Source organism: Methyloversatilis universalis FAM5 (genome assembly GCF_000214035.2).
In the GTDB taxonomy this organism is placed as follows: Bacteria; Pseudomonadota; Gammaproteobacteria; order Burkholderiales; family Rhodocyclaceae; genus Methyloversatilis; species Methyloversatilis universalis.
Window position 1 is genome coordinate 67,552 of sequence record NZ_AFHG01000044.1, and the last position, 22,575, is coordinate 90,126.

The following is a 22,575-nucleotide window of genomic DNA, read 5'->3' on the forward strand; positions in this document are numbered from 1 at the left end:
TGGTCAGCGTGGCTCACCCGAACACCCTCCAGCACACAAACGCCAGAGCCGCGACGGGGATGCCGACGGTGCCGATCACGAGACCCACCATCGAGCCTGCGTCCATGAAGGCCTGGAGGTAGCGACGCAGGAACTGGCTCATGCCGCATTCCTTTCCGCGATCACCTGCTCCATCACGGTGGTGTGCCCGATCTTGGCCAGGTACTGCGTAACGCCGCGCCAGCCCGTGAAGGCTTCGAAGCTCGGGGCCAGGTCGGGCGGCAGATCCATCGGCGCCTTCGTGTGCGGATTCAGCATGCGGCTGACGTGCGGGCGGTGCGCACCGGACGAGCGGGCGAACATCGACTGGTCACCGATCTCGTCGCGGCTGTTCCGCCGGCGGTTCTGCCAGCACCAGACCACCGCGTCACGGTAGGTCTGCCAACCTGTAACGATGGAATCGGCCACCCATCTGGATTTCGGCAAGGCGTCGAGGAACGGCATTTCACGTTGCATGGCTGCCACCATCAGCGGAATTGATGCAACGCGCCCTGATTACAGGTTGCGTTACAGGTTGGAAGCTGCCGAAAATTTTTTCGACGGCGGGGAAGAGAAAGACCCCTGCCCGCTCCACAGAAACCGGCCGACACGGACCAAATCTCAACAGGCAGGGGTTGAAGGCCACGCCGGGAGGAGGTCGGTGTGGTGTTGGCTGAAGGGCGGTTTCCCGCGATGCCGATAGAATGGAAGTTCCACCAACCACCGAATGACAAAGGGGAAACCATGGAAGCAGGTACCGCAGGAGACGACGAGAAGGCGTCGTCCGCAGGGATAGCGTTCGCCATGCAGACGGCGTTGAGAGCGTTACTCAAAGCGCACCCCCAAATAGACGAGCTATTGCCCGTGCTGAAGCGCGAAGGCGAAGAATCACTCTCGCTCCTGCTGCACATGGGCGTTCCGGATCGCTCGATCGAAGCGTTTCGGGATGCGTGGAACGGACTGGTTCCATACGTAGATGACGGGCCAGCCGGAACAGACCCTCGGCTTTAGATGGCCACTGGATGGACGGCTTCATCAGGCGACGGCCTGGTCGGTGCCGGACGCGCCCTTCTCGGCGGTGCCGCGGAGGTCATCGAGAAGCCGAGCAAGCGCAAGCGCGTCATCCGCGGCAGTCGGGACTTCCCCGTTCTCCCATCGGGATATGCGCGGCTGAGGCACCTTCACGCGGCTGGCGATCTCGGTCTGGCTCAGGCCGAACTCTTGCCGCAGGGCGGCGATGATCTGTTGGGTATCCATGAACCAAAACTATACGATCACGCATAGCTTTGTCAATGCGCTATCGCATTATGCATTCGCGAATACTTGGGGAATGAAACTGATCGAGAATCTGGCGGCGCTGATGGAGCGCAGCGGCGATAACCCCTACTCCTTGGCGCGCAAGGTGAAGGCGCGGTACGGCACCAGCCCGACCCAGCCGACGCTTGCGCGAATCCTCGATGGCACATCCAGAGAACCGCGCCGGTCAAGCCTGCAACCAGTCGCCGATTACTATGGCGTCTCGGTCGATGCTCTGTTTGACGACGACCTGACCAGAAGGGGCGAAGGCGCGCCGGTTTCCACCACATCAAGGGGAGACTCCCTATCGATCCCGGTCACTGATGCGTGGGGCTCTATGGGGCTGGGAGCCCCGCAGCCTGAGCATGAGGCGATCGTCTCCGGGGTGACAGTCAGCATGGACTGGGTGCGGCACTCTCTTCCGCGCATCAGCCATCCCTCGCGGCTGGCTGTGCTCACTGCCTTCGGACGGAGCATGGAGCCGACCTTGGAGGACGGCGACACCATGCTGGTGGATCGCGGGGTCAGCGAGATTCGCGAGGATGGCATCTTCGTGATCGCGTTGGATGACGAGCTCTACGTGAAGCGCGTCCAGCGCCGGCTGCCCGACAAGGCGATCATCATCAAGTCCGACAACCCGCACTACGAACCGATGGTGGTCGAGAACGGGGACCGCAACAAGTTGGAGATCCTCGGCCGCGTGGTCTGGGTCTGGAAAGGGATCAAGCTCTGATGGCGATCATCAAGTGCAAGGAGTGCGGAGGTCAGGTCAGCACCAAGGCCGAATCATGCCCGGCGTGCGGGGCCACGCAGAAGAAGCCGATGGGCTGCCTTGGGTGGTCGCTGTTCTTGCTGGTGATCCTTCCAGTCGGCCTGATCATCGTGGCCGCCTTTTCTGGAAGCGGCGAGCAATCTCGTCCGGCAAACGACGGCAAGCCGACCGCAGCTCAATACAAGTACGGCGCACGGGAGTTCGTGAAGGGGGTCTTGAAAGACCCCGCATCGGCAGAGTTCCGGAACGAGTTCGTGGGCAGCAGCGGCGTTCCCTGCGGCGAAGTGAATGCCAAGAACAGTTTTGGCGGATACACGGGATTCAAACGATTCGTTTCCGCCGGACGGGAAGCGACATTCATCGAGTCGCGGAGCACAGCAGATGGGTTCGATAAGGTCTGGAATCAGTTCTGCCGGCGCTAGGCTGGCCGTCGCAGTCGCCTTGGCGTCTGCAGGCTGCGCGGCGCCGCGCACCATGACCCAGGCCGAGTGGGAGTCATCGCTGGTGCGTGACTTCTCAGGCGTGAGCCGAGATCAGGTTCTGGCGGCCGCGCGCCGCGTCTTCGAACTGGCCGATCCTGCTGACTTCCGGATCGTTCCAACCGAAGACGGCATTCTGGCCACACGAAAGTGGTCGTGGTTTCTCCTGATCGCCGCAACGCAGGGAACGGACACCTGGAATCTCACGGCCAAGGACATCGGCGGCGTCGTTCGCGCAAGAGTGCATGTTTCGGTGCTGACGTCGGACACCAACGCGGCAGTGATCGGAGCTGCTGCCATCCCGGTTACCAGCACAACTCAGACGCCTACCGTCGACGGCACCGCCATCTACGACGTGTTTTGGGCGCGTGTCGAATACCTCCTCGGACAGAGGGACGACTGGATGTCCTGCGTGGAATCGAATGCCCGGCAGAAGAGCCGGCTGGTTTGGGGCTTCAACGAGCCGCTGTGTGACAGTCTGACAACCGTGGATGCACCAGCGCCGGACAGAATACTGGGCTTGGAGCATCGATGAGCAACCCTTGGGAGGATCTGGATGAGGCGGAAGTGCGGCGCCGGCGGATCATTGGAGAAACGATTGATCGCGTAGTGGGCGCCGTCGGCCTTACCTCCCTTCTTCTGCTGCTGCCGATTTACTTCGTATCGCCGGTTTTTGCCGAACACTTCTTTTGGACGATGACAGCGGCGATATTCGGTATCGGCCTGTTAAAGCCGGTCTTAATCCGAGACGGAAGCATCGAGTGAGCGCAGCGGTAGTGCTCTCCCTCGTCGTCGCCATCTCCGACGGGGACACGCTCACGGTGCGCCCCGACGACGGCGAGCAGCTGCGGGTGCGCGTGGCGGAGATCGACGCACCGGAGAGCCGGCAGCCGTTTGGCGCGGCGGCGAAGCGCTCGCTGTCGGACCTGTGCTTCCGCGAGCGCGCTGAGATCCGGCCGCAGAAGACGGACCGGTACGGCCGCACCGTCGCCCGGGTGACCTGCCGAGGGCAGGACGCCAGCGCGCACCAGGTGCGGACCGGGATGGCGTGGGTGTTCGATCGGTATGTGACGGACCACGCGCTGTATCGGCTACAGGATGAGGCGAAGGCCGCCGGCCGGGGCCTGTGGTCTGAGCCGGCTCCGGTGGCGCCGTGGGAGTGGCGCCAAGCATCACGCCATCGCTGAAGGTGCCGCTACATCTTTCTTGGTCGGATGGGAGCAATCGCGATCGAGCGTGACCAAATCAACCTACCAAGCCCATGAGTCCTTCGCTAGAATTCCTTCATGGTCACGTATGTTCTTCGCATCAAGGGCTTTACGCCGGATACCCTGCCGCTAAGTCGGCTGGGGCAGTATCTATCGGCCCTATCGGACTTGGTCGGTCCGGATGCCCCGGTACACTTCGACCGGGTCACGAAGGGCAGCGCCAAGCTTAAGGTGAAAATTTCGGAGGATGCCGCTCCGAACATTGAATCTCGGGTTCGACTTGCGTCAGTCGCAGAGCCGAACAGCGAACCTCGGCGGGCATACGAGAAGATTCAAGGCTTGCTTCGAGAGGATCAGACCAGCGCTGAGTTCCGCCCAGATAACGGTGCCGTCATCTTGGCTTTCCCAGGGGGTAAGAAAGCCCCACCGAAACGCATCGCGTCTGTGCGTGAGTACGGAGAACTCAACGGCCGCATCATACGTCTCGGGGGAAAGGACGACACGATCCCTGTCGGGTTGCAGCAGTCCGACGGAACGGTGATCAATTGCACAGCGACGGTCGAACTGGCACGGCAATTGAAGCAGTACTTGTTGGAGCCGGTCGACGTTGTACTCAACGGAGTGGGTCGCTGGACAAGAACCGCTGAGGGGCTATGGGAGGCCTCAGATTTCAAGATATCTGAATGCTATCCATTGCAGTACGACGGATTCGACGAGGCTCTCGAAAAGGTGCGCATGAGTGGGTCTGGCTGGGACACAGAACAAGACATCGACGCAGTGCTCCACCGCATTCGCTACGGGGACTGAATGCCGACCGTTATTGACGCAAACGTCCTGATTGCGCTTTTCACGAAGGACCGCGAAGACAAGCGGGACGCTCGTATCCGAGGGCTAATTAAAGATACTCGTTCGTCACGAGGGCGACTGATCATCCCGAGCCCTGCGCTTGCGGAATTTTCAGTTGGCGCCACCGATGCAGAACTCGACTTCTTGAATTCGCAGTCGATATTCAAGATCGCCCCATTTGATGCCGTCACCGCATTGGAGTGCGGTTTTTTGATTCGCGATGTATTCGCGAAAGATGGCAAAAAGAACCGGCAGAAGATCAAGTTCGACTTGCAGATCCTCGCAATTGCGAAAGCGCAAGGTGCGCAGCGCCTTGTCACTAACGATGAGCAGCTCCGCAAGCGCGCCATCCAGTTTGGCATCCAAGGCGTCGATCTGTCAGACCTCCCGATTCCCGACGACGAACGGCAGATGCCGCTTGCGCTGAAGGATGCGCACGAAACCAGAGAAGACTGAGAAGGAATAGAAACTCACCAATCAGCCCGCCCCGCGCGGGCTTTTTCTTGCCCGCCCGCTACACCTGCTCTCCATCCGCCCTGGCCAGCGCCCGCCTGACCAGCTCCCGCCGCGGATCACCCTCTTCGAACGTCTCGCCCAGCTGCGCCAGCGTCGCGTACATCGTCGGTGCTGACGCGAACAGCACACCGACGTCCTCGCGCACCTGCGAACAGATCACGCGCCCCTCAGCATCGAACACCACGTGCCGTGCGTCGCCCACGCCCACCTTCGAGAACCTGAACGGCGCCGCCATCGACCACCGGTTCTGCCACTTCCCCGCCATCTGCCCTTCCCCCTGAATTCGCGTCGGTGTTCGACAGCGTACGACCTTCGTCGTCATCCGAACGGATGAGCCTGAAAAACTATGCGCTTTCGCATTGACACGAACTATGCGCTTTCGTATAGTTCAACCCATCGCAGCACCCGCTGCGCAGCACCAGCAAAAGCCCCGAGCGGGCCAGCGCCCTAAGCCGATCCGGCTCTGCCCTCTTCTGGCATCCGTAGGCGACCGGCCACCACTGGTGCCCCACTCACGATGGAGGCAGTCATGGACAGCAGGGATCAAGCGGAGATGCAGATCGCGGCCGAAGTGCGGCAGCAGATCGAGTCGACCGGCCAGTACAACCAGCGGGACGGCAGCCTGGAGTACCACGGCGCCGACTGCGAGTACTTCACGCGGCACACGCTGGCGGTGATGGCGGCCGGCGGCTGCCCCAGCACGACGATGACCCTGTTGCGCGACCTGCGCGACGAACTGATCGACCAGATCACCCGGGCGGAGATCAAGGCGCGCGCCGACGACCTGGCCGCGAAGATCGCCGAGGAGCGCGCCGCCGAGCTGGCGCGTCTGGCTGAACTGGCGCGGTACGGGGTGGCGGCATGAGCGCCCACACGCCGGGGCCGTGGGTCGCAAAAAGAATGCGGAATGACCACGGGAACTTCGACATTGACTCCGATAGCGGGTTCTTCGTGGCGGAGACGATAGGCGGGTTGGATGACGGCAAAGAAGAAGCCAACGCCCGCCTGATCGCCGCCGCGCCGGATCAGAACGCGGCACTGCTGCATGCCGACGGCTGTTTTCAAGCGGCCCTGTTCGAAGGCTGGATCGACGCGCTTGCAGACGGCGATATCGACCGCATCCGCGACATCTGGAGCCGGCGCCTCTCGTGCGCGTTTGAACTGATCCCCGCAGCCATCGAGAAGGCCGGAGGTGCGGCATGAACGCCCCGCGCTACGACTTCACGGTGCGTGACGACGTGGATTGCCTCGTCGTCGCCGTGTGCAACGAGAACCCTGCGCTGAAAGCCATCGGTGAGGACCAGGGCTTCGACGCCGTGATGCAGACGCTGCTGGTGGCCGGCTGCATGTACGTCCGCGGCATGCACGGCATCGACCCGGACCCGGACGCAACCGTGGCACAGGTCGCCGAGGCCGCGCGCGTGCTGGGCTTCGCGCTGGTGACCCGCAAGAACGGCGAGATCGTTGTCGCGGCGCCGGGCACCGGCCGGCTGTTCGGCATCGTCAGCCGCGACGGCTGCTACGACACCACCGAGCGCAGCGCTGCGGTTGCCGACTGCGCGTCGGACGCGCTGGCGCGGGGTGCGGCATGAGTGCGGCGGCGATCATCGGGAATGTCGTCATCTACGACGACATCTTCCAGGGCCACGTGCATCAAGAGCACGAGGGCGTCTTGATTGACGCGCGCATCGGCTTCATCGATGCGGTGGAGTTCATACCGGCGGGGGGCTGCATGTGCATGGCCTCCTACTCATGGAGCTTCGCCGCCCAGTCTCTCTTGCGAAGGGAGCGACTGTCATGATCGCCGCGCTCTACATCGCCGCCTACGTGGCCGTGTGCTGGGCCGTGGCGCGCGCCGTGGGCCGCTGCATCGACGAGATGGGGGCCGGCGACGATGAATAAGCCCTCTCCCCTCGCCCTGCGCGCGCGAATCCTTGGTCTGCGCTGGCGCCGTGCCCATGCCGCGATCCGCGTGCTGGCCGCCGACAGCATCGCCGCGCAGACGGATTTCCTCGGCGCCGACGGCCTGGCCCGCATGCGCGCCACCGATTTCCAGATCGAGACCTCGCACGTCCTGCGCGAGATCGAGCACCAGCTGCGGCGCACCCGCCGCACCCTCAACCACCTGAAGGAGTACCGGGCATGAATGCGCCTGAAAGGATTGCGGTCCCGGACCGCTCGAAGTTCATCGGCGGCAGTGACGCCGCCGCCATCCTCGGCGTCTCGCCGTGGGTCACGCCGTTCATGCTCTTCCAGAAGAAGACCGGCGCCTACGTCGAAGAGATCACGCCGGCCAAGCAGCGGATTCTGGATCGCGGCCACCGGTGGGAACCCATCGTGCTGGAAATGCTGGTCGACGAGCTGCGCGACCGCGGCCACGACGTGGAAGTGCTCGCCACCGGCCAGCGCTACCAGGACGCCGAGCTGCCGTTCCTCGCCTGCGAGCTCGACGCCGAGCTGCTGATCGACGGCGAAGAAACGAACGCCGAGATGAAGACGGCCAGCTACTTCGCGTCCGGCGCCTGGGGCGATCGCGACAGCAACGAAGTGCCGATCTACTACGCCGCGCAGGTAATGCACGGGCTGATGGTCAAGCCGCGCCGGCGCGCCGTTGTGGCTGCCGTCACCGGCTTCGATGAAAGCCCGATGGTGCGCTGGATCGACCGCGACGAGGAGACGATCGCCGCCATTCGTGCCCGAGAGGTCGAGTTCTGGCAACGCATCCAGGACGGCATGCCGCCCGATCCGGTCACGCCCGAGGACGTGAAGTGGCTGTACCCGAAGGACAGCGGCGTCTCCATCGAAGCCGATGAGGAGCTGATCAACGCCTGCGCGCAACTGAAGGTGCTCAAGCGCGACGCCAAGATCATCGACGGCGACATCGAGATCCTCGCCACCAAGATCAAGGCGCGCATGGGTTCGGCCGCGGTGCTGCTGGGCGCCGATGGCAAGCCCTTGGCGACCTGGAAGACCAACAAGGACGGCACGACCACCGACTGGCAGGCCGCCTATCTCGATCTCAACCCCGAACCCACCCACATCACGGGCTTCCAGTCCGTGAAGACCGGCGCCCGCCCCTTCCTCGTGAAATGACAGGAGAGAACATGTCCACCGCAACCCAACAACTCCGCGCGGTCGCAACCGCGATGACCGGTCCGGAACTGGCTGCTGCCGCAAAGCAGACCGCGCAGCAGGCCGGCTCCGCCACGGTGAAGAAATTCTTCGAGGCGAACCGCGGCACGCTGGAAGCGCTGCTGCCGCGCCATTTCGACAGCGAGCGCATGCTGAAGCTCGCGCTGGGCGCGCTGCGCACCACGCCGAAGCTCGCCAATGCCAGCCTGTCGTCACTGCTCGGCTCGGTCGTGACCTGCGCCCAGCTCGGTCTGGAGCCGAACACGCCGCTTGGCCACGCCTACCTGCTGCCGTTCGACAAGCGCGAAAAGCAGAACGGCCAGTGGGTGACCGTCGAGACGCAGGTGCAGGTGATCATCGGCTACAAGGGCATGCTGGACCTCGCCCGTCGCAGCGGCCAGATCGTCAGCATCGCCGCCCATGAGGTGTGCCAGAACGATGAATTCGTCTTCGCCTATGGCCTGAACGAGGAGCTGGTCCATCGGCCGGCCATGAAGGACCGCGGCCCGGTCATCGGCTTCTACGCTGTGGCCAAGCTCACCGGCGGTGGCTACTCGTTCGAGTTCATGAGCGTGGATGAGGTCAATCACATCCGCGACAAGGCGGCCGAGAAGAACCGCGCCAAGCGGGACGCGGCCGGCAACCCGATCATCACCGGCCCGTGGGCGGACAACTACGTCGAGATGGGCCGCAAGACTGTCCTGCGCCGCCTGTTCAAGTACCTGCCCATCAGCATCGAGTCGCTGGCCTTCGCGTCGGCCGTTGATGGCCAGGCGATCCGCGAGCCTGCGCCGCTGGAGCAGGTGGCCTTCGAGTCCTCGGAGCCGGCAGAGGAGCCCACCAGCTACGACCAGCAGGATGAGGATCTCCGCGCGCTTGAACAGTCGCAGCCCGCCCGCGTTCCGCCGGTGCAGGTCGAACAGCCGGCCGAGGCGTGGCAGCCGTCCGCCGAGGAAGCGGCCGAACTGGAGCGCCAGCAAGCGGCCGAGGCCGCCGCCGATCAGCAGCGTGCCAGCGCCCCGCGCGGCCGTGGCCAGCGTTCGATGAGCCTGGAGTAAGCCGCCATGATCCGGACCGCAATCGCCTACCACCTCCCGTCCGGCTGGCCGTGGGATGCCGCCGGCACCGCCGAGCTGCTGTCGCGCCGCGTCTTCCAGCCGTGCTCGCCGTCGCAGACGGAATCCAGCGGCTTCGTGCCGCCCCGCGACCAGGCCGAGCTGTGCCACGAAGTGCATGGCCGCTACCTCGTCTGCTTCCAGGTCGAAGAGAAGCTGCTGCCGTCGGCCGTCATCCAGGAACACGTCGACATCCGTGTCGCCGACATCGAGGCGGAGCAAGGCTACAAGCCCGGCCGCCGCGAGGTGCGCGAGATCAAGGACGCCGTCACCCGCGAACTGTTGGAGATGGCCTTCACGCGCAAGCGCCAGACCTTCGCGTGGATCTGCCGTCAGCGCGGCCTGCTGATTGTGGCCGCCAACAGTGCGAACAAGGCCGACGAGATGCTGAGCGCGATGCGCGAGGCGCTGGAGAACATGCCGGTGTCGCTGGTGAAGACGGCGCTCACGCCGGCGAGCGCCATGACCTCGTGGCTGGCCGCCGACGAGGCGCCGGAGCACTTCACGATCGACCGCGACTGCAAGCTGGTGTCGTCAGCCGAGAGCAAGGCCGCGGTCAGCTACACCCGGCACGCGCTCGATGCCGAGGAGATCCGTCACCACATCTACCAGGGCAAGCGCGCCGAGCACCTGGGCCTGACCTTCCGCGACCGCATGAGCTTCATCCTCGGCAGCGAACTCGAGCTGAAGCGGATCGTGATGCTGGACGTGCTCACCGAGTCGCAAGAGCCGACCGACAACGAGATCGAGCACTTCGACGCGCAGTTCCTGCTGGAAGCCAGCGAGATCGAGCAGGCCTATCTGGCGCTGATCAACGCGCACGGCGGCATCGAGGCGCCGCAACGGGATGACCTCGTTGATCGCGCTGAACAGGAAAGGAAGGCAGCATGAAAATCACCCGCATCTCCGCCCAGAACTACCTGGGCATCCGCGCGGCCGATATCGCACTCGATCGCCCGGTCCAGCTCTTCGCAGGCCGCAACGGCGCCGGCAAGTCCAGCCTGATGGAAGGCATCCGCCACGCGCTCACCGGTGAAACGGTCCGCGTCAGCCTGAAGAAGGACTACGGCTCGCTGCTCACCGAGGGCGCCGAATCCGGCTTCGTGGAAGTCCTGTCCGATGGCGGCGCCTACGCCGTGGCTCTGCCGAGCGGCAAGGGCGCGGCGAGCGGCGAAACTGCGCTGCCGTACCTGCTGGACGCCCAGCGCTTCGCGAGCCTGTCGCCCGATGAGCGGCGCGCCTTCCTGTTCGGGCTCATGGGCCTGTCCTCGTCCGGCGACGCGGTGAAGAAGCGCCTGGCCGACAAGGGCTTCGACGGCGCCCGCGTCGCGCTGGTGATGCCGCTGCTGCGCGCCGGCTTCGAAGCGGCATGCAAGGAAGCCCAGAACCGCGCCCGCGATGCGAAGGCAGCGTGGAAGACCGTCACCGGCGGCGAGACCTGGGGCAAGGACAAGGCGGCCGGCTGGCGGCCCGCTGCGCTGCCGGAGGGTGCTGCGAAGGCGCCGGGGCTGCTGGAGAACGCCCGCGCCAAGCTGGCGGAGGCCGACGGTGCACTGGCCACGGCCCAGCAGGCGCTGGGCGCTGCGCGGTCCGCAGCACAGGCCCGCGAGGAGCAGGAGCAGCAGCGCGTGCAGCTCGAGGAGCGCGCCGGCCGCCTGGAGCGCATCCGCGCGAAGCTCGCCAAGGACGAAGCGGAGCTGGCCGACTGGGAGCAGAAGGTCGCCGATGCGAAGGCCGCAGCCGGCGGCGCGAAGAAGGTGCGCGCCGTGCTCGAGGATGCCGTGCTGCGCGGCCTGGCCGAAGTTGCCGCCGAGTTTCTGACCATCGCCGAGACCAGCACCGGCATCGTCGTGAGCGAATCCGGCGAGATCCTCGAATGGGATCAGGGGCTGATGAACCGTGCCCGTGCGCACGTCACCGAGTACCGCGCGCAGAGCGGCGCCGCGCCAGCGGAGGACGCGCAGTCGGCGTCGAAGCTGGCCGAGTACGAGAAGGCCCGCGACCTGCTGAAGAGCGCGGTGGCCAACGGTCGCCGCGATCTGGCCGCAGCCGAAGCCGCCGAAGCGCAGCTGGTGGAGCTGGACAAGGCCGCTGCCGGCGGCGATGCGCAGAACTTCGACGAGCTGCGCGAGGACGTGCAGCAGAAGATCGAGGCGCGCGACGCGTGGCGGGCCGACGTCGCCAAGTACCAGGCGCTGACCGAGCAGGCCGCGCGGCAGGAGAAGGTCGTCACCGAAGCAGCCCTGCACCACACCGACGTGCTCGCATGGCTGGAGATCGCCGACGCGCTGTCGCCGGACGGCATCCCGGGCGAGATGCTGGCCGAGGCGCTGGACCCGATCAACCAGCGCCTACTGCGGAGCAGCGAAGCCAGCAACTGGGAGCGGGTCGTCATCCACACGGACATGCGCGTGACCTGCGGCCTGCGCCCCTACGCGCTGCTCAGCGAGTCCGAGAAGTGGCGCGCCGACGCAATGATCGCCGAGGCCGTGAGCTACCTCTCCGGGCTGCGCCTGCTGGTGCTCGACCGGTTCGACGTGCTGGACCTGACCGGCCGCGCGGACGCGCTGGAATGGCTGGACGCACTGACCGAGGCCGACGAGATCGACACAGCACTGGTGTTCGGGACGCTCAAGGCGCTGCCCGGTGGTCTGCCGGACAGCATGCAGGCGCACTGGATCGATGGCGGTGTCGTGGGCCAGATGCGGGAGGCGGCGTGATGGACGACATCGTGGATCGCCTCCGTGACCATCAGAACGGTGGCCGTCGCGCGGAGTGCGAAGAAGCTGCCAACCAGATCGAAGCTCTGCGCGACATGCTGGACAGCGCGCGGGCGGATATGGACGTGATGCGGAACGCCCTTGGCGTGCCTGTTGAGCCGCACCAGTCGCTCCTGGAGAGGATGGTCAAGGCGGCGCAGGCGAAGCGCGGAGTGGTGCCGGAGTGCGACGACGGCAAGCGCGTACTGCGGGAAGTCTTCGCACTGTGTGAAGACACAGAGGCCAAGTGCTCCGACGAACCTGGCGATTTCGCTCGTGGGAGGCGGTTTGAAGCCAAGGGCATCGCCCGCGCAATTGGGGCTTGGTATCAAGAAGAATTTTGCGGCCGCTCGCACATGGGGGAGCCCGCCGCCCCTGCGCCCGACCATTTTCGTGACGCCGCGAAAATGGCCCCGGTGCATTGCACGCCGACAGAGCACGACGGCCGGATCGTCTATGAGCACACATCAGAGCCGATCCCCAATGCAGATGGATTCGTGCTCTACGCCGCGCCAGCGCCCGATCGATTTCGAGCTGCCGCGAAGATGATGGCCGTCCAACCTGCGTGCATGACTTGCAGTGGTCACGGAATGGTCGGCGGCTTGCTGCCCAACGGCGGGGGCTATCAGGCCGACCCGTGCCCCGATTGCGCCGCGCCAGTAACGGCAGGGGTGCCGATGCCGAAGCCCGTAGCGTATGGCTTCGGCAACACAGCGATAACCGGCCACACCAATCGGTTGATGATGGTGCGCCTCGACGTTCCCCTTGATGACCAGTACGCAGGAGCTTTCTGGCTGCCGCTCGTGCTGGCTGACGAGGCGCGGCAATACGGCGCCGCCTGCCGTGCTGCTGGCGAGGCTGCGGGATACGCTCGGGGGCTGGCGGAGGCCGGGCGGGATACGGCCCCAGTGGTTCAAAACGGGGAGGTGTTGGTAACTGTCACGGGCCTTACAGGGAGCGGGAAAAGCGCAATCGCTGGCGAAATTGAGATCATGTGCCGGGCACTCGGTCTTGATGCTGAGTGGGTTGACGGCGCCGCAGAGAAGCACTTGACGCATGCCGGCTGGACAGAGGCGCTAGAAATGTACCGGCCGCGCGTCAGAATCGTTGAGGCGAATATCCCTCGAACAGACGCCGCCCTGCGCGGGGAGGTGTAGCCGTGAGCATGGACATCGTGAGCCGTCTGCGCTGCGTGCTGAAAGGCGACAAGACGGCGCAGGCCGGGGCGGATGAAATCGAACGCCTGCGCGCCGAGATCGAACGCCTGAACTCCTGCCTGCGCTACGAACAGCACCGCGCAGGGCGCATCGGAACGTGTGGCCCGGGGTGCGAGACGTGGGGGCCGGCGCACTATGAGTGTGCGGTGCGGGAACTCGCCGCCAGCCGTGAGCGCGAGGCGCGGATGCGGTGGCAGCCGATTGAAACGGCGCCGAAGGATGGCAGTCTGTTCTTGTGCTGGGTTTATGCCGTGCGCTACGGGGAGACGGACGATGGCCAGCGGTACCAGCAAGATGTATCACAAGTTGACTTTTGCTCTTGGCGCGAAGGGCCGTCAGACCTGCGTGACCACGGCTACTTTGACCCATGCTGCGGTCAAATTGCAGATCATCAGGACGTGACGCACTGGATGCCGTTGCCAGTTCCGCCCCGCGTCGCACTCGATGAAGGAGCGCAGCCGAAACAGCCGCTCGACCTGGTGGCGCAGACCCGCGAGGCGCGGAAGGGTGGTGCGGCATGAGGTACCTATCCGTTTGCTCGGGCATTGAAGCCGCGACAGCGGCGTGGCATCCACTCGGATGGCAGCCGGTCGCGTTTTCGGAGGTCGATGCTTTTCCGTCTGCCGTCCTCGCCCACCACTACCCTCACGTGCCCAATCTGGGCGACATGACCAAGTTCGAGGACTGGCCTGATGCAGATGTCGATGTTCTTGTCGGAGGAACGCCCTGCCAATCCTTCAGCGTCGCAGGACTCAGAAAGGGATTGGGCGACCCGCGTGGCAACCTCATGCTCACCTTTGGCGCAATTGCTCACCGATATAGGCCCGAGTGGCTGGTATGGGAGAACGTCCCCGGCGTCTTGTCGAGCAACGGAGGACGGGACTTTGGAACCTTCCTCGGGATGCTGGGCGAACTCGGGTATGGGTTCGCCTACCGAGTTTTGGACGCTCAGTACTTTGGAGTGGCCCAGCGACGCCGCCGTGTGTTCGTTGTCGGATGTGCTGGAAACTGGCGCCGTGCCGCAGCGGTTCTTTTTGAGCGCCACAGCCTGCAACGGAATCCTGCGCCGCGCCGAGAAGCGCGGGAAAGTGCTGCCGGGACCATTGCGGGCGGCGCTCGAAAGAGTGGCGGGTACAGCACCGACGATATCCCTGTGATCATTGCCCAGGCCATGAGTGCGAAATGGTCGAAGGGCACGGCAGGGCCGGCAGGGGATGAGCACCACAACCTGATTCCTGTTCCCGAGGTGACGCACGCGCTGAGGGGCGAGGGATTCGACGCCAGCGAGGACGGAACTGGAAGAGGCACGCCTCTTGTTCCAGTGCCGTTCGATACCACGCAGATCACCAGCGCGAAGAACTACAGCCACCCGCAGTCCGGCGATCCGTGTCATCCCCTTGCCGCCGGGTCGCATGCGCCGGCCATCTGTTTCAGTGCGAAGGACCACGGCGCCGACGCGCAGCAGGATCTGGCGCCGACACTGCGCGCTGGTGGCCACGCTGGAAGCCATGCAAACGCAGGGGTGATGCCGGCGATTCAGCTGGGCATGCGCGTCCGCCGCCTCACCCCGCGCGAATGCGAACGCCTTCAGGGTTTCCCAGACGATTACACCGCGGTCCTCGTAAGAGGCCGGTCGGCAGCCGATGGCCCGCGCTACAAAGCACTGGGCAACAGCATGGCAGTTCCGGTTATGCGCTGGATTGGGCATCGAATCAGCACCGTGAATCAGATCCGGAGGGCCGCCTGATGCGTAAGCGCACACCCCGCTCCCGCCGCCCGAAGACCCCGCCCTGCCTCATCGCCGTCGGGATGAACAACAAGCACGAGGGCGCCATGTACTCAGCGGTTCAGGCGTTCCGCCGCGGCGAGGCCACGGCCGACCACTTCCTGGACCTGTGTGACACCCGCGACATCACTGCCATCGCCCACAACATGCAGGGCCGGCACGTCGACGGTCTGCGCGAGGCGCTGGAGGCGGCCGAGATCGCGCTGCTCAACATCCGCGACCGCCATCGCGATACCGGGCGGTTTGGCGCCTCGGCCGACGAGCTGGCTGCGCTGGCGCTGCTGGTCGATACCTACACGAATTACTGGCTCGCCCAGTCTGGGCACCTGTACGGGCTCGCGCGGGAGGAACTGCGCCGGGCCAGGCTGCGGGATAAGGGTGGGGAGAAGGCGGCATGAGCGCACTGACCGAACGCCAGATGCACGACCTGGCCGGACGGCTGACGCGGTTGCGGTCGCTGGCATTCGAGGCCAATGAGGCCGCCACCGAAGAGGCTGCTGCGCGCCACCGCCGCCAATGGGCCGACTGCCAGTTCGCCTCCCAGTGGGCGGAGACCGTGCGTCAATACGGCGAGAAAAACGCCCCGCCGTGGAACGAATCGCTGCGCGGACCGAAGCCGAAGATCGAAACGGAGAAACACGATGGCTGAGAACAGCGCAATCGAGTGGTGTGACGCCACCTTCAATCCGTGGATCGGCTGCACGAAGGTTTCGCCGGCCTGCGACCACTGCTATGCAGAGCGCGATTTCGACCTGCGCCTGCGCGTCGTGCAGTGGGGCGCGGGACAGGCGCGGAAGCGGACGAGTTACGCGAACTGGAAGCTGCCGCGGCAGTGGAATGCAAAGCCGTTCTTCCAGTGCGAGGACTGCGGACACCGCAGCGAGGGCGAAAAGTGGAGGGAAGTCGGCCCGAACATGGGGCTGACCGATAGCGGATACGCCTGCCCGCGATGCAATAGCCGGAGCATGAACGAGGCCCGCCGCCGCGTGTTCTGCGCCAGCCTCGCCGACGTGTTCGACAACGAGGTGCCGGTGGAGTGGCGCCGCGACCTGTTCGACCTGATCGCGGCCACGCCGAACCTTGACTGGCTGCTGCTGACGAAGCGCATCGGGAACGCAAAGACCATGATGGCCGATGCGCTCCACCTGAATCCTGCTGCACAGGCAGAAGGCCGGATATGGCCCCTTCCGAACGTCTGGCTGGGCGCCACGATCTGCAACCAAGACGAGGCCGACCGCGACATCCCGAAGCTGCTTGAGGTGCCGGCGGCGGTGCGGTTCCTGAGCATCGAGCCGATGCTGGGGCCTATTTCGCTTACCAGCCACGGATTCATCGCGCCAGACGAGGACGGACCCGATCGTATCGGCTACATGGTCGGACCCGACGACGGTAAGAGCGGGCTTTGGCCGACGCGTGAGCAGGCGCTGTCCAAGAGCGGCCTGCACTGGATCATCGTCGGCGGCGAGAGCGGCCCGCACGCCCGGCCGATGCACCCGGAGTGGGCTCGCGATCTGCGCGACCAGTGCGCAGCAGCCGGCGTGCCGTTCCTGTTCAAGCAGTGGGGAGAGTTCTCGGCAGCGCCGCCAGCCTCTGTGAAGCCCGGAGAACGTTGGCCAGCAACGTCACGCCTGGTGCCCGTAAGCGGTAACACATACGCGTGGGAGAACTTTCGCGCGCTTGAGGCTCGTGATCTGTGGATGCACCGCATCGGCAAGAAGGCCGCCGGCCGCCTGCTGGACGGTGTCGAGCACAACAGGTTCCCGGAGGTGCGGGCATGACCGACCGCCAATCCTGCATCCACTGCGCGCGCGTCTATCTCGCGCAGTCGCGGCACTTCACCGGCCGCCACCGCGGCTTCAGCTTCCGGCTGCTCGACTGGGCCGGAAACCAGCGCCGGAAGGCCATGGCGCTGCGCGATGCCACGGCACAGCAGTCGCTTTTCTGAGGATTCACGATGCCACTACCCTACGAGAACACAAGCGGCGGCGGACTCTTCCTGACGGATACCGAGATCGCGCGCATCTGCGAACCGCTGGTCCAGCCGGCGGCACAGGTGCGGTTCCTGCGCGAACTGGGCCTGACCGTGGCCACGAAGCCGAACGGCCGCGCGCTGGTTGTTCGCAGCCATGCAGAAGCGGTACTGTCCGGGCGGAAGCATGCCGAACCGCAGCAGGGCACAACCGCGCCAGCTGCGGCACCGAACCGCTCAGGATTGATCGAGTTCATCAACCGGAGGCGAGCCGCCTGAAATGGGTCGTCGTCGCAAGCACAACCCTCTCGACCTGCCGGACCGGGTGTATGCCAAGCACGGGGCGTTCTACTACTTTCACCGGCCCACGGAAACGCATCCGGCCGGCCGGTGGGAGCGCCTTGGCACCGATGTGAGCCAGGCGAAGGAGCGCGCCAACCGGATCCAGCAGCAGCTGGACGAGGGGTTCGGGACCGTCGCCTACTGGCTGGACCAGTTTCTGATCTGGTGCCGGAAGCGCGTTTCCGTCGGCGACCTCGCCCAGCGAACGCTGGACGACTACACGACCGATGCGGAGGTGCTCAAGATCTTCTTCGGCCCGCTCTACCCGGCCGCCGTCGCGCCCAGCCACGTCGGCGAGTTCCTGGATACGAACCTTGAGGGTGGCCGAGGCGTGCGCGCAAACCGCGAGAAAGCCTGCCTGTCGTCGATGTTCACGTGGCTGATCCGCAAGGGGCATGCCGGCGTGACGACCAACCCATGCCGCGGCGTCCGCCGCAACCCGGAGAAGAAGCGGGAGCGCTACGTCGAGGACGTGGAAATGGCGCAGGCCCTGAAGAACGCGCCGCTGATGGTCTGGGCCCTCGCCCACCTCGTCTATCGCACGCTCCAGCGGCCCGAGGACATCATCACCTGGACCGAGCGCGATATCGTGCGCCGTCGGCTACCGGACGGCCGCGAGGTGCGTGTCATCCGGAACAACCAGGCGAAGACCGGCGCGATGGTGGACATCGAGGTCACGGCCGAGATCGATGAGATCCTGATCAACCTGAAGGCCGGTGCCGGCAAGCTGCGCGGCATGACGCTGCTGCATCGCCGCGACGGGAAGCCCTACAGCTACGACGGACTGTGCGCGATGCTGAAGCGCCGGCAGGCCGCCGCGAAGGTGGCCAGCTTCGGCTTCTACGACCTGAAGGGAAAGGGAGCCACCGATATGTGGCAAAGCGGCGTGCCGCTGGAGGTCATTCAGGTGCTGTGTGGCCACGACTCGGTGACCACGACAGAGCGCTACGTGAAGCAGCGCTGGAGGGGTGTTGTGCAGCCGAACAAGGTCAAGGCGGCCGTCTAATAGAGCGCACTGGACCACGGCTGGAAGCGGGTTTCCGGGCAGCGCCAAACCGCCGAATATTAGACCGCTGAAACGATTATTCCTTGTCCGGCGTGGCTTTCCGGGCATTCCGACGCCGGACTGTTAATCCGTAGGTCCCTGGTTCGAGCCCAGGTCGGGGAGCCAAGACACAAGAAGGCCCGCAGCGATGCGGGCCTTTTTCATTTGTATCGTCTCCAGGGCGAACAATAAGCATCCGTCTGGTAACTGTAACCGCGCGAGCGATTTGGCACTGATTTGCGCGCATATTGGCACAGCTGCGATTACCCCTTCCGCTCGCGCCGCGCTCGTAACGCCGCCTGTTCTTCTGGCGTCGGTGGGCGGACGGGCTTGGTGCTCATATCCGACGCCCGTTTGATCACCCGATCAATCACCGCGATTCGCGGGTCTTCCGGTGGCAGACCATCGCGCAGCCACACCAGCGTCGCGAACATCGTCGGCGAACTAGCGAGAAGCAGCCCGACGTCCTCCGGCATGTGACTGGCGACACGCCGACCTTCTGCATCAACAATCGCGTTCCCGTACCCACCGGTGGTTTCGTAGTAGAACGGCGCTCGCTTACTCCAGTGCCACTCCCATTTGCTTGCCACGATTCAGCCTCCGAAGAAGGCTGTTAACTGTATTTTTATACAGCATTCGTTGCAAGGCCTGTCACCACCGGATTGCCGCTATTGCCTCTGCCGTTGTAGCTGCGAGCACCGCATTCTTGAGCGCCCGAGCCTTGAATATCTGGGTCGACTCGTGCAAACCTGCAGCGGCCCCGAGGCCGGCCAGACCGGCGGCATCCAGCACCACAGTATCGTTGTCGAAGGTGATCCATTCGGTCTGATAACTGGGGTTGAGCATGCTGAGCGTAACGGCACCGCTGATGCGCTGAATCGACTTTGCATCCGAGTCGAATCGCGTGCCCTGGTACTCGAAGCCGCCCAGAATCGCCTGATCACGGGCCGCGTCAATCTCGGCCAGTTTCGCGGCGCGCATATCGTCGATCTGAGGGTGCCAAGCGCCTTCTGACCAGGCGTAATGCGGCCCTGGGGGCTGATCCAGTGAAACGACAGGCGCCGTAACAGGACCTACCGCCACAATCTCAACCGGGGTGCCGTCTGCGAGGTAACCGATCTGTCCGCGGTGATCCTCAACGTGCAGCCATTCCCCGTCATCGAAGCCGACACGAACGACGGCATAGCCAGGCGCGGGAATCGGCGGTTCCTCGAACACCGAGAACGCGGGCGCGCGCCAGACCTCGGGTTCAAACGGGTCAGGGGTGGCATCGATCTCGCCGATGTAGAGGTGCGGAGGAGTGCGGTCGTACTCATAAGCCTTCATGTGGCGCTCCTAGAGCTTGATGCAGGGCAGCGACAGCACGTGCCGGGGAAATCCTTCAACCCCGCCGCTGCTCGCCGTAACATCGGTGTAAGGCGCCGAGTACTCGGAACCGCCCAGTCGGTAATTGGAGTTATTCCCGTTGCCCGTGCCATTGGTCGCGATGTTGTGGGTGTGAGCCTTGTTCTGGCTGTCACCATAGGCACCCAGCAGCACCGCCGTGTCACTCTCGTACGTGCCACTCCCATCGTGATATCCGCGATCAAAGAGTCCTCGGCCTTCAGGGATGCGAAACGTAGTTGCGCCGTCTCCGGTCGAGAATGATCCGGGCCGCCCCGCTAACCAGGCCGCGTCGGAGACAAGGTTTCCGCTGGCCTGCGCGTACGCCCACAGGTTTGCCCAGCCACCTGTCCGCGGTACGAGGATGCCGTTTCGCTTCGCCCAGCCCGGAGGCGGGACCGTGCCAGGAAACGAGACCATTGTCCCGGTGGGCACCGTGCCGGCAGCAACGAGCGACTGGATTGCCGTGAGCAGTTGATCAAAGGACGCCGCAGAAGGTGTCAGGCCGGCCGCGAGCACGACCGAAATCAACTCCTCCTGAACCATGTTGAACCATTCGTAACCGGGAATGGTGGCCGGCGTACCGGTACCGGGGTTACCTCCAGTGAAGAAGCCAGGTGAGCCGGCGCCGGCGGGCGGAGCGGGCAGGACGGCCACGGCCGTCGATCGGGTCACACGTTGCATCGTGGCTCCTAGGTGTAGCTGAAGATTAGTACGCCGTGCGCCGGTGCGTAGCGGATCAGGCCGCATTCGAGGCGGGCGTTACCCCACACCCGCAGGGGCATCTCGGCGTCGTCTTCGGTGGTGAAGTCGCGGATGGTTTCGAGGGTGCTGTTCACCTGCCAGGCGAGGCGCCAGATGTCATCGAGCACCGCGGCTTCGCAGCTGTCTTCGCAGGTGTGCACCTCGAACTCGGTCACGGTGACCGTGTAGCCCATACGGGCCGCGAGCTGGACGAAGTACGCCGGCGTGGCACCGCCCTGCGCAGTGATGCGCTGCACGACCTGGCCGCGGCGTTCGGCGAAGCTCTGGCCAGCGCCGAGGCAGGTGTCCGGCAGTCCGGTGACGCGTTCCCAGTCAGGAAGGAACGCGGCCGTCGTGCGCGGGTCGGCCTCGGTGAGAAGCAGGCCAGCCCAGCCCTGCGCTGCATCGAGCACGCGCGCCTCGGCATCCAGTTCGGCCGCCAGGCGCTCGCCGGTGAGGTCGTACGGCGCCGGCATGAGCAGGCGCAGCAGTTCCGCATGCGTCATGTGATGGTCACCGTGCCGAGCGTCGGGATCTCAACCGCCGTGTCGTCGGCTGTCGTCGTGACGTTCGCTGCCGGCGCCGATAGCACGAAGTCGACCACGCCCGCCGTGTCAGCGATCAGCGCGGCGATGCGGTTGCGAATGACGGTGCCACCCGGCGGCAGCGCGGCGAAGTACTCGGCCAGCGCCTGGGTGATCTGCGCGGTTGCGGTGGCCAGCGTGGTACCCGACAGCGTGAGCGCCGCGGTCACCGCAACCGGCTCCGCCGTCGGTGCAACCACCAGGCAGTCAGCGGTCACCGGGCGGCGCGCCTCGATGTAGGCTTGGACGTCACCGACCAGCGAAGGGCTTGGCAGGCCACCGACGGCCATGATGGCGACGTCGACCGAGCCGATGCCACGGCGCAGCGGCAGCACCCAGGCGCCCGCCACGCCGGGCACTTCGAGCGCCCACGCTTGATAGTCGTGGGCAGCACCCCCGTGAGGCGGGCTCTGGATACGGCGCAGCAGGCGGGCCAGTAGCGCGGCGTCGGCCTCAACGTCAGCGCCCCCGGTCAGGTCGGCTACCAGGAATGCGGCGGCCTGCACACCGGCAGGCGGCGCGGCGAGCGTCAGCGACACCGCGCCCGAAAGATTGCCGGCCGCGCCTGCGTCGGCCGCCTCGATCGGCAGATCCACCGTGCCGCCACCGCCCACGGTTCCGCCAGCGGTCACCGTGTAGAGCGTGCCGGCAGCCGTCTGCACCTCGGCGCCGGCGGCGATCACGCTGCCGACCGTGCCGCTGATGCGCAGCGTGCCGGTGGCGGCCGACGCCGGCAGGCGCTGCAGACCGAACAGCGTGGCCCAGCGCTCCAGGTATTCGGTATCCGCCGTGTCCGGCAGGATCTGGCGGGCGATCCACGCCTGGTGTTGATACAGGCCCGTGATCGCGCTGGCCACAGCACAGGCGCGCACGTACCAGTCCGAGTCGACCGACACGTCGGCCGCCGGCAACTGGTTACGGATGTCGCGCAGCAGCGCGTCGCGCACATCCTCGAAGTTGGGCAGCGCGATGGCCATCAGTGCAGCACCTGGGTGAAGGGGTAGGACCAGGCGCGACCGGTGCCGTCGATCACCGTGACATTGAGATCGAGCCGGCCAGCGTTGAGCGTGGCCGTAGCGGCCACCGACTGCGCGCGACCGCTGCTGACCAGATCGGCCAGTGCCTGCCGGGCGTACTGCTCGGCGAGCGAAGCCACGCGCGGCAAGGACTTCTGCCGCTGCAGCTCATGCAGTCGCGACCCCACATCAGGCCGCGCCCACCAGCTGCCGAGCGGCGTCATGATGCGCAGCCACACCGCATTGCCGAGATGGCCGATGCGGGTGCCGTCGTACTGGCCGGTAGCGGGATCGATGCGGGGTTGCATGGGGCGGGACGTTACGCGCGCGCGCGTGGCCGTAGCCCCT

General features: G+C 65.3%; 35 protein-coding genes. 25 read left to right on the plus strand and 10 right to left on the minus strand.

The window, feature by feature from the left end:
* Positions 1-13 precede the first annotated feature (13 nt).
* The 3 genes from METUNV1_RS20095 to METUNV1_RS08340 all read right to left on the minus strand — a co-directional run bounded on the left by METUNV1_RS20095 (position 14) and on the right by METUNV1_RS08340 (position 1,275).
* Positions 14-142 carry a hypothetical protein gene (locus tag METUNV1_RS20095; RefSeq protein WP_008060735.1) on the minus strand — a complete coding sequence of 43 codons (129 nt, stop codon included), beginning with the start codon at positions 140-142 and terminating at the stop codon, positions 14-16.
* The gene (locus tag METUNV1_RS08335; RefSeq protein WP_008060736.1) at positions 139-507 is read right to left on the minus strand and encodes a hypothetical protein; all 369 of its coding nucleotides are present in this window, start codon (positions 505-507) and stop codon (positions 139-141) included. The genes METUNV1_RS20095 and METUNV1_RS08335 overlap by 4 nt, the downstream gene beginning before the upstream one ends.
* A 546-nt stretch (positions 508-1,053) precedes the next feature.
* Complete coding sequence (locus METUNV1_RS08340; RefSeq protein WP_008060738.1) at positions 1,054-1,275, minus strand: helix-turn-helix domain-containing protein; 222 nt, start codon at positions 1,273-1,275, stop codon at positions 1,054-1,056.
* Positions 1,276-1,348: 73 nt separating this feature from the next.
* On the opposite strand from METUNV1_RS08340, the gene METUNV1_RS08345 reads away from it, so the two are divergent.
* The 7 genes from METUNV1_RS08345 to METUNV1_RS08375 all read left to right on the plus strand — a co-directional run bounded on the left by METUNV1_RS08345 (position 1,349) and on the right by METUNV1_RS08375 (position 5,075).
* Positions 1,349-2,047, plus strand: a complete 699-nt coding sequence (locus tag METUNV1_RS08345; RefSeq protein ID WP_051165258.1) for a S24 family peptidase — start codon at positions 1,349-1,351, stop codon at positions 2,045-2,047.
* Positions 2,047-2,508, plus strand: a complete 462-nt coding sequence (locus METUNV1_RS08350) for a hypothetical protein (RefSeq protein ID WP_008060741.1) — start codon at positions 2,047-2,049, stop codon at positions 2,506-2,508. Before METUNV1_RS08345 ends, METUNV1_RS08350 begins: the two co-directional genes overlap by 1 nt.
* Before the next feature lie 52 nt (positions 2,509-2,560).
* Entirely contained in the window at positions 2,561-3,100 is a 540-nt protein-coding gene (locus METUNV1_RS08355) for a hypothetical protein (RefSeq protein WP_051165256.1), read from the plus strand.
* Complete coding sequence (locus METUNV1_RS08360; protein WP_043359421.1) at positions 3,097-3,330, plus strand: hypothetical protein; 234 nt, start codon at positions 3,097-3,099, stop codon at positions 3,328-3,330. Before METUNV1_RS08355 ends, METUNV1_RS08360 begins: the two co-directional genes overlap by 4 nt.
* Entirely contained in the window at positions 3,327-3,752 is a 426-nt protein-coding gene (locus METUNV1_RS08365; RefSeq protein ID WP_008060743.1) for a thermonuclease family protein, read from the plus strand. Before METUNV1_RS08360 ends, METUNV1_RS08365 begins: the two co-directional genes overlap by 4 nt.
* Before the next feature lie 99 nt (positions 3,753-3,851).
* A complete protein-coding gene (locus tag METUNV1_RS08370) occupies positions 3,852-4,580 on the plus strand; it encodes a hypothetical protein (RefSeq protein WP_008060744.1) in 729 nt (242 codons plus the stop codon).
* Positions 4,581-5,075, plus strand: a complete 495-nt coding sequence (locus METUNV1_RS08375) for a type II toxin-antitoxin system VapC family toxin (protein WP_008060745.1) — start codon at positions 4,581-4,583, stop codon at positions 5,073-5,075. It abuts the gene before it with no gap.
* 58 nt (positions 5,076-5,133) lie between these two features.
* Here the strand turns inward: METUNV1_RS08375 and METUNV1_RS08380 are convergent, their stop codons facing one another.
* Positions 5,134-5,400, minus strand: a complete 267-nt coding sequence (locus METUNV1_RS08380) for a hypothetical protein (protein ID WP_008060746.1) — start codon at positions 5,398-5,400, stop codon at positions 5,134-5,136.
* 264 nt (positions 5,401-5,664) lie between these two features.
* Between METUNV1_RS08380 and METUNV1_RS08385 the strand changes: the two genes are divergently transcribed.
* The 18 genes from METUNV1_RS08385 (at position 5,665) to METUNV1_RS08470 (ending at position 18,461) form a co-directional block, all read left to right on the plus strand.
* Positions 5,665-6,000: a hypothetical protein gene (locus tag METUNV1_RS08385; RefSeq protein WP_008060749.1), complete on the plus strand. Its 336-nt coding sequence runs from the start codon at positions 5,665-5,667 to the stop codon at positions 5,998-6,000.
* Positions 5,997-6,338 carry a hypothetical protein gene (locus METUNV1_RS08390; RefSeq protein WP_139026330.1) on the plus strand — a complete coding sequence of 114 codons (342 nt, stop codon included), beginning with the start codon at positions 5,997-5,999 and terminating at the stop codon, positions 6,336-6,338. Before METUNV1_RS08385 ends, METUNV1_RS08390 begins: the two co-directional genes overlap by 4 nt.
* On the plus strand, positions 6,335-6,727 hold the full coding sequence (locus tag METUNV1_RS08395) for a hypothetical protein (protein WP_008060753.1): 393 nt from the start codon (positions 6,335-6,337) through the stop codon (positions 6,725-6,727). The genes METUNV1_RS08390 and METUNV1_RS08395 overlap by 4 nt, the downstream gene beginning before the upstream one ends.
* Positions 6,724-6,936 (plus strand): hypothetical protein, encoded by a 213-nt coding sequence (locus tag METUNV1_RS08400; protein WP_008060759.1) that lies wholly within the window; start codon positions 6,724-6,726, stop codon positions 6,934-6,936. Before METUNV1_RS08395 ends, METUNV1_RS08400 begins: the two co-directional genes overlap by 4 nt.
* A 93-nt stretch (positions 6,937-7,029) precedes the next feature.
* On the plus strand, positions 7,030-7,281 hold the full coding sequence (locus tag METUNV1_RS08405; protein ID WP_008060763.1) for a hypothetical protein: 252 nt from the start codon (positions 7,030-7,032) through the stop codon (positions 7,279-7,281).
* Entirely contained in the window at positions 7,278-8,228 is a 951-nt protein-coding gene (locus tag METUNV1_RS08410) for a YqaJ viral recombinase family nuclease (RefSeq protein ID WP_008060767.1), read from the plus strand. Before METUNV1_RS08405 ends, METUNV1_RS08410 begins: the two co-directional genes overlap by 4 nt.
* Positions 8,229-8,239: 11 nt before the next feature.
* Positions 8,240-9,325, plus strand: coding sequence for a recombinase RecT (locus METUNV1_RS08415; RefSeq protein ID WP_197315202.1), 1,086 nt, complete (start codon positions 8,240-8,242; stop codon positions 9,323-9,325).
* A 6-nt stretch (positions 9,326-9,331) separates the two neighbouring features.
* Positions 9,332-10,273 carry a recombination-associated protein RdgC gene (locus tag METUNV1_RS08420; RefSeq protein WP_008060771.1) on the plus strand — a complete coding sequence of 314 codons (942 nt, stop codon included), beginning with the start codon at positions 9,332-9,334 and terminating at the stop codon, positions 10,271-10,273.
* Positions 10,270-12,102, plus strand: coding sequence for an ATP-binding protein (locus tag METUNV1_RS08425; RefSeq protein ID WP_008060773.1), 1,833 nt, complete (start codon positions 10,270-10,272; stop codon positions 12,100-12,102). Before METUNV1_RS08420 ends, METUNV1_RS08425 begins: the two co-directional genes overlap by 4 nt.
* Complete coding sequence (locus METUNV1_RS08430; RefSeq protein WP_051165254.1) at positions 12,102-13,298, plus strand: hypothetical protein; 1,197 nt, start codon at positions 12,102-12,104, stop codon at positions 13,296-13,298. The genes METUNV1_RS08425 and METUNV1_RS08430 overlap by 1 nt, the downstream gene beginning before the upstream one ends.
* An 8-nt stretch (positions 13,299-13,306) precedes the next feature.
* Positions 13,307-13,879, plus strand: coding sequence for a DUF551 domain-containing protein (locus METUNV1_RS08435; protein ID WP_232416341.1), 573 nt, complete (start codon positions 13,307-13,309; stop codon positions 13,877-13,879).
* Complete coding sequence (locus METUNV1_RS08440) at positions 13,876-15,105, plus strand: DNA cytosine methyltransferase (RefSeq protein ID WP_008060776.1); 1,230 nt, start codon at positions 13,876-13,878, stop codon at positions 15,103-15,105. Before METUNV1_RS08435 ends, METUNV1_RS08440 begins: the two co-directional genes overlap by 4 nt.
* Positions 15,106-15,167: 62 nt before the next feature.
* On the plus strand, positions 15,168-15,542 hold the full coding sequence (locus METUNV1_RS08445) for a hypothetical protein (protein WP_043359429.1): 375 nt from the start codon (positions 15,168-15,170) through the stop codon (positions 15,540-15,542).
* Entirely contained in the window at positions 15,539-15,793 is a 255-nt protein-coding gene (locus tag METUNV1_RS08450; RefSeq protein WP_008060778.1) for a hypothetical protein, read from the plus strand. Before METUNV1_RS08445 ends, METUNV1_RS08450 begins: the two co-directional genes overlap by 4 nt.
* Positions 15,786-16,922, plus strand: a complete 1,137-nt coding sequence (locus METUNV1_RS08455) for a phage Gp37/Gp68 family protein (protein WP_008060780.1) — start codon at positions 15,786-15,788, stop codon at positions 16,920-16,922. Before METUNV1_RS08450 ends, METUNV1_RS08455 begins: the two co-directional genes overlap by 8 nt.
* Positions 16,919-17,089 carry a hypothetical protein gene (locus METUNV1_RS08460; RefSeq protein ID WP_008060782.1) on the plus strand — a complete coding sequence of 57 codons (171 nt, stop codon included), beginning with the start codon at positions 16,919-16,921 and terminating at the stop codon, positions 17,087-17,089. Before METUNV1_RS08455 ends, METUNV1_RS08460 begins: the two co-directional genes overlap by 4 nt.
* A 9-nt stretch (positions 17,090-17,098) precedes the next feature.
* Positions 17,099-17,392 carry a DUF4224 domain-containing protein gene (locus METUNV1_RS08465; RefSeq protein WP_008060784.1) on the plus strand — a complete coding sequence of 98 codons (294 nt, stop codon included), beginning with the start codon at positions 17,099-17,101 and terminating at the stop codon, positions 17,390-17,392.
* A 1-nt stretch (position 17,393) separates the two neighbouring features.
* On the plus strand, positions 17,394-18,461 hold the full coding sequence (locus METUNV1_RS08470; RefSeq protein WP_008060786.1) for a site-specific integrase: 1,068 nt from the start codon (positions 17,394-17,396) through the stop codon (positions 18,459-18,461).
* 302 nt (positions 18,462-18,763) lie between these two features.
* Here METUNV1_RS08470 and METUNV1_RS08475 read toward each other — a convergent pair whose 3' ends face one another.
* The 6 genes from METUNV1_RS08475 to METUNV1_RS08500 all read right to left on the minus strand — a co-directional run bounded on the left by METUNV1_RS08475 (position 18,764) and on the right by METUNV1_RS08500 (position 22,535).
* A complete protein-coding gene (locus METUNV1_RS08475; RefSeq protein WP_008060787.1) occupies positions 18,764-19,090 on the minus strand; it encodes a hypothetical protein in 327 nt (108 codons plus the stop codon).
* A 61-nt stretch (positions 19,091-19,151) separates the two neighbouring features.
* Positions 19,152-19,826, minus strand: coding sequence for a DUF4376 domain-containing protein (locus METUNV1_RS08480; RefSeq protein WP_008060788.1), 675 nt, complete (start codon positions 19,824-19,826; stop codon positions 19,152-19,154).
* Between the two features lie 9 nt (positions 19,827-19,835).
* Entirely contained in the window at positions 19,836-20,567 is a 732-nt protein-coding gene (locus METUNV1_RS08485; RefSeq protein WP_008060789.1) for a phage tail protein, read from the minus strand.
* Positions 20,568-20,575: 8 nt separating this feature from the next.
* On the minus strand, positions 20,576-21,133 hold the full coding sequence (locus METUNV1_RS08490; protein ID WP_008060791.1) for a YmfQ family protein: 558 nt from the start codon (positions 21,131-21,133) through the stop codon (positions 20,576-20,578).
* Positions 21,130-22,188 carry a baseplate J/gp47 family protein gene (locus tag METUNV1_RS08495; protein WP_008060792.1) on the minus strand — a complete coding sequence of 353 codons (1,059 nt, stop codon included), beginning with the start codon at positions 22,186-22,188 and terminating at the stop codon, positions 21,130-21,132. Before METUNV1_RS08495 ends, METUNV1_RS08490 begins: the two co-directional genes overlap by 4 nt.
* Complete coding sequence (locus tag METUNV1_RS08500) at positions 22,188-22,535, minus strand: phage GP46 family protein (RefSeq protein ID WP_008060794.1); 348 nt, start codon at positions 22,533-22,535, stop codon at positions 22,188-22,190. Before METUNV1_RS08500 ends, METUNV1_RS08495 begins: the two co-directional genes overlap by 1 nt.
* Positions 22,536-22,575: the final 40 nt, after the last annotated feature.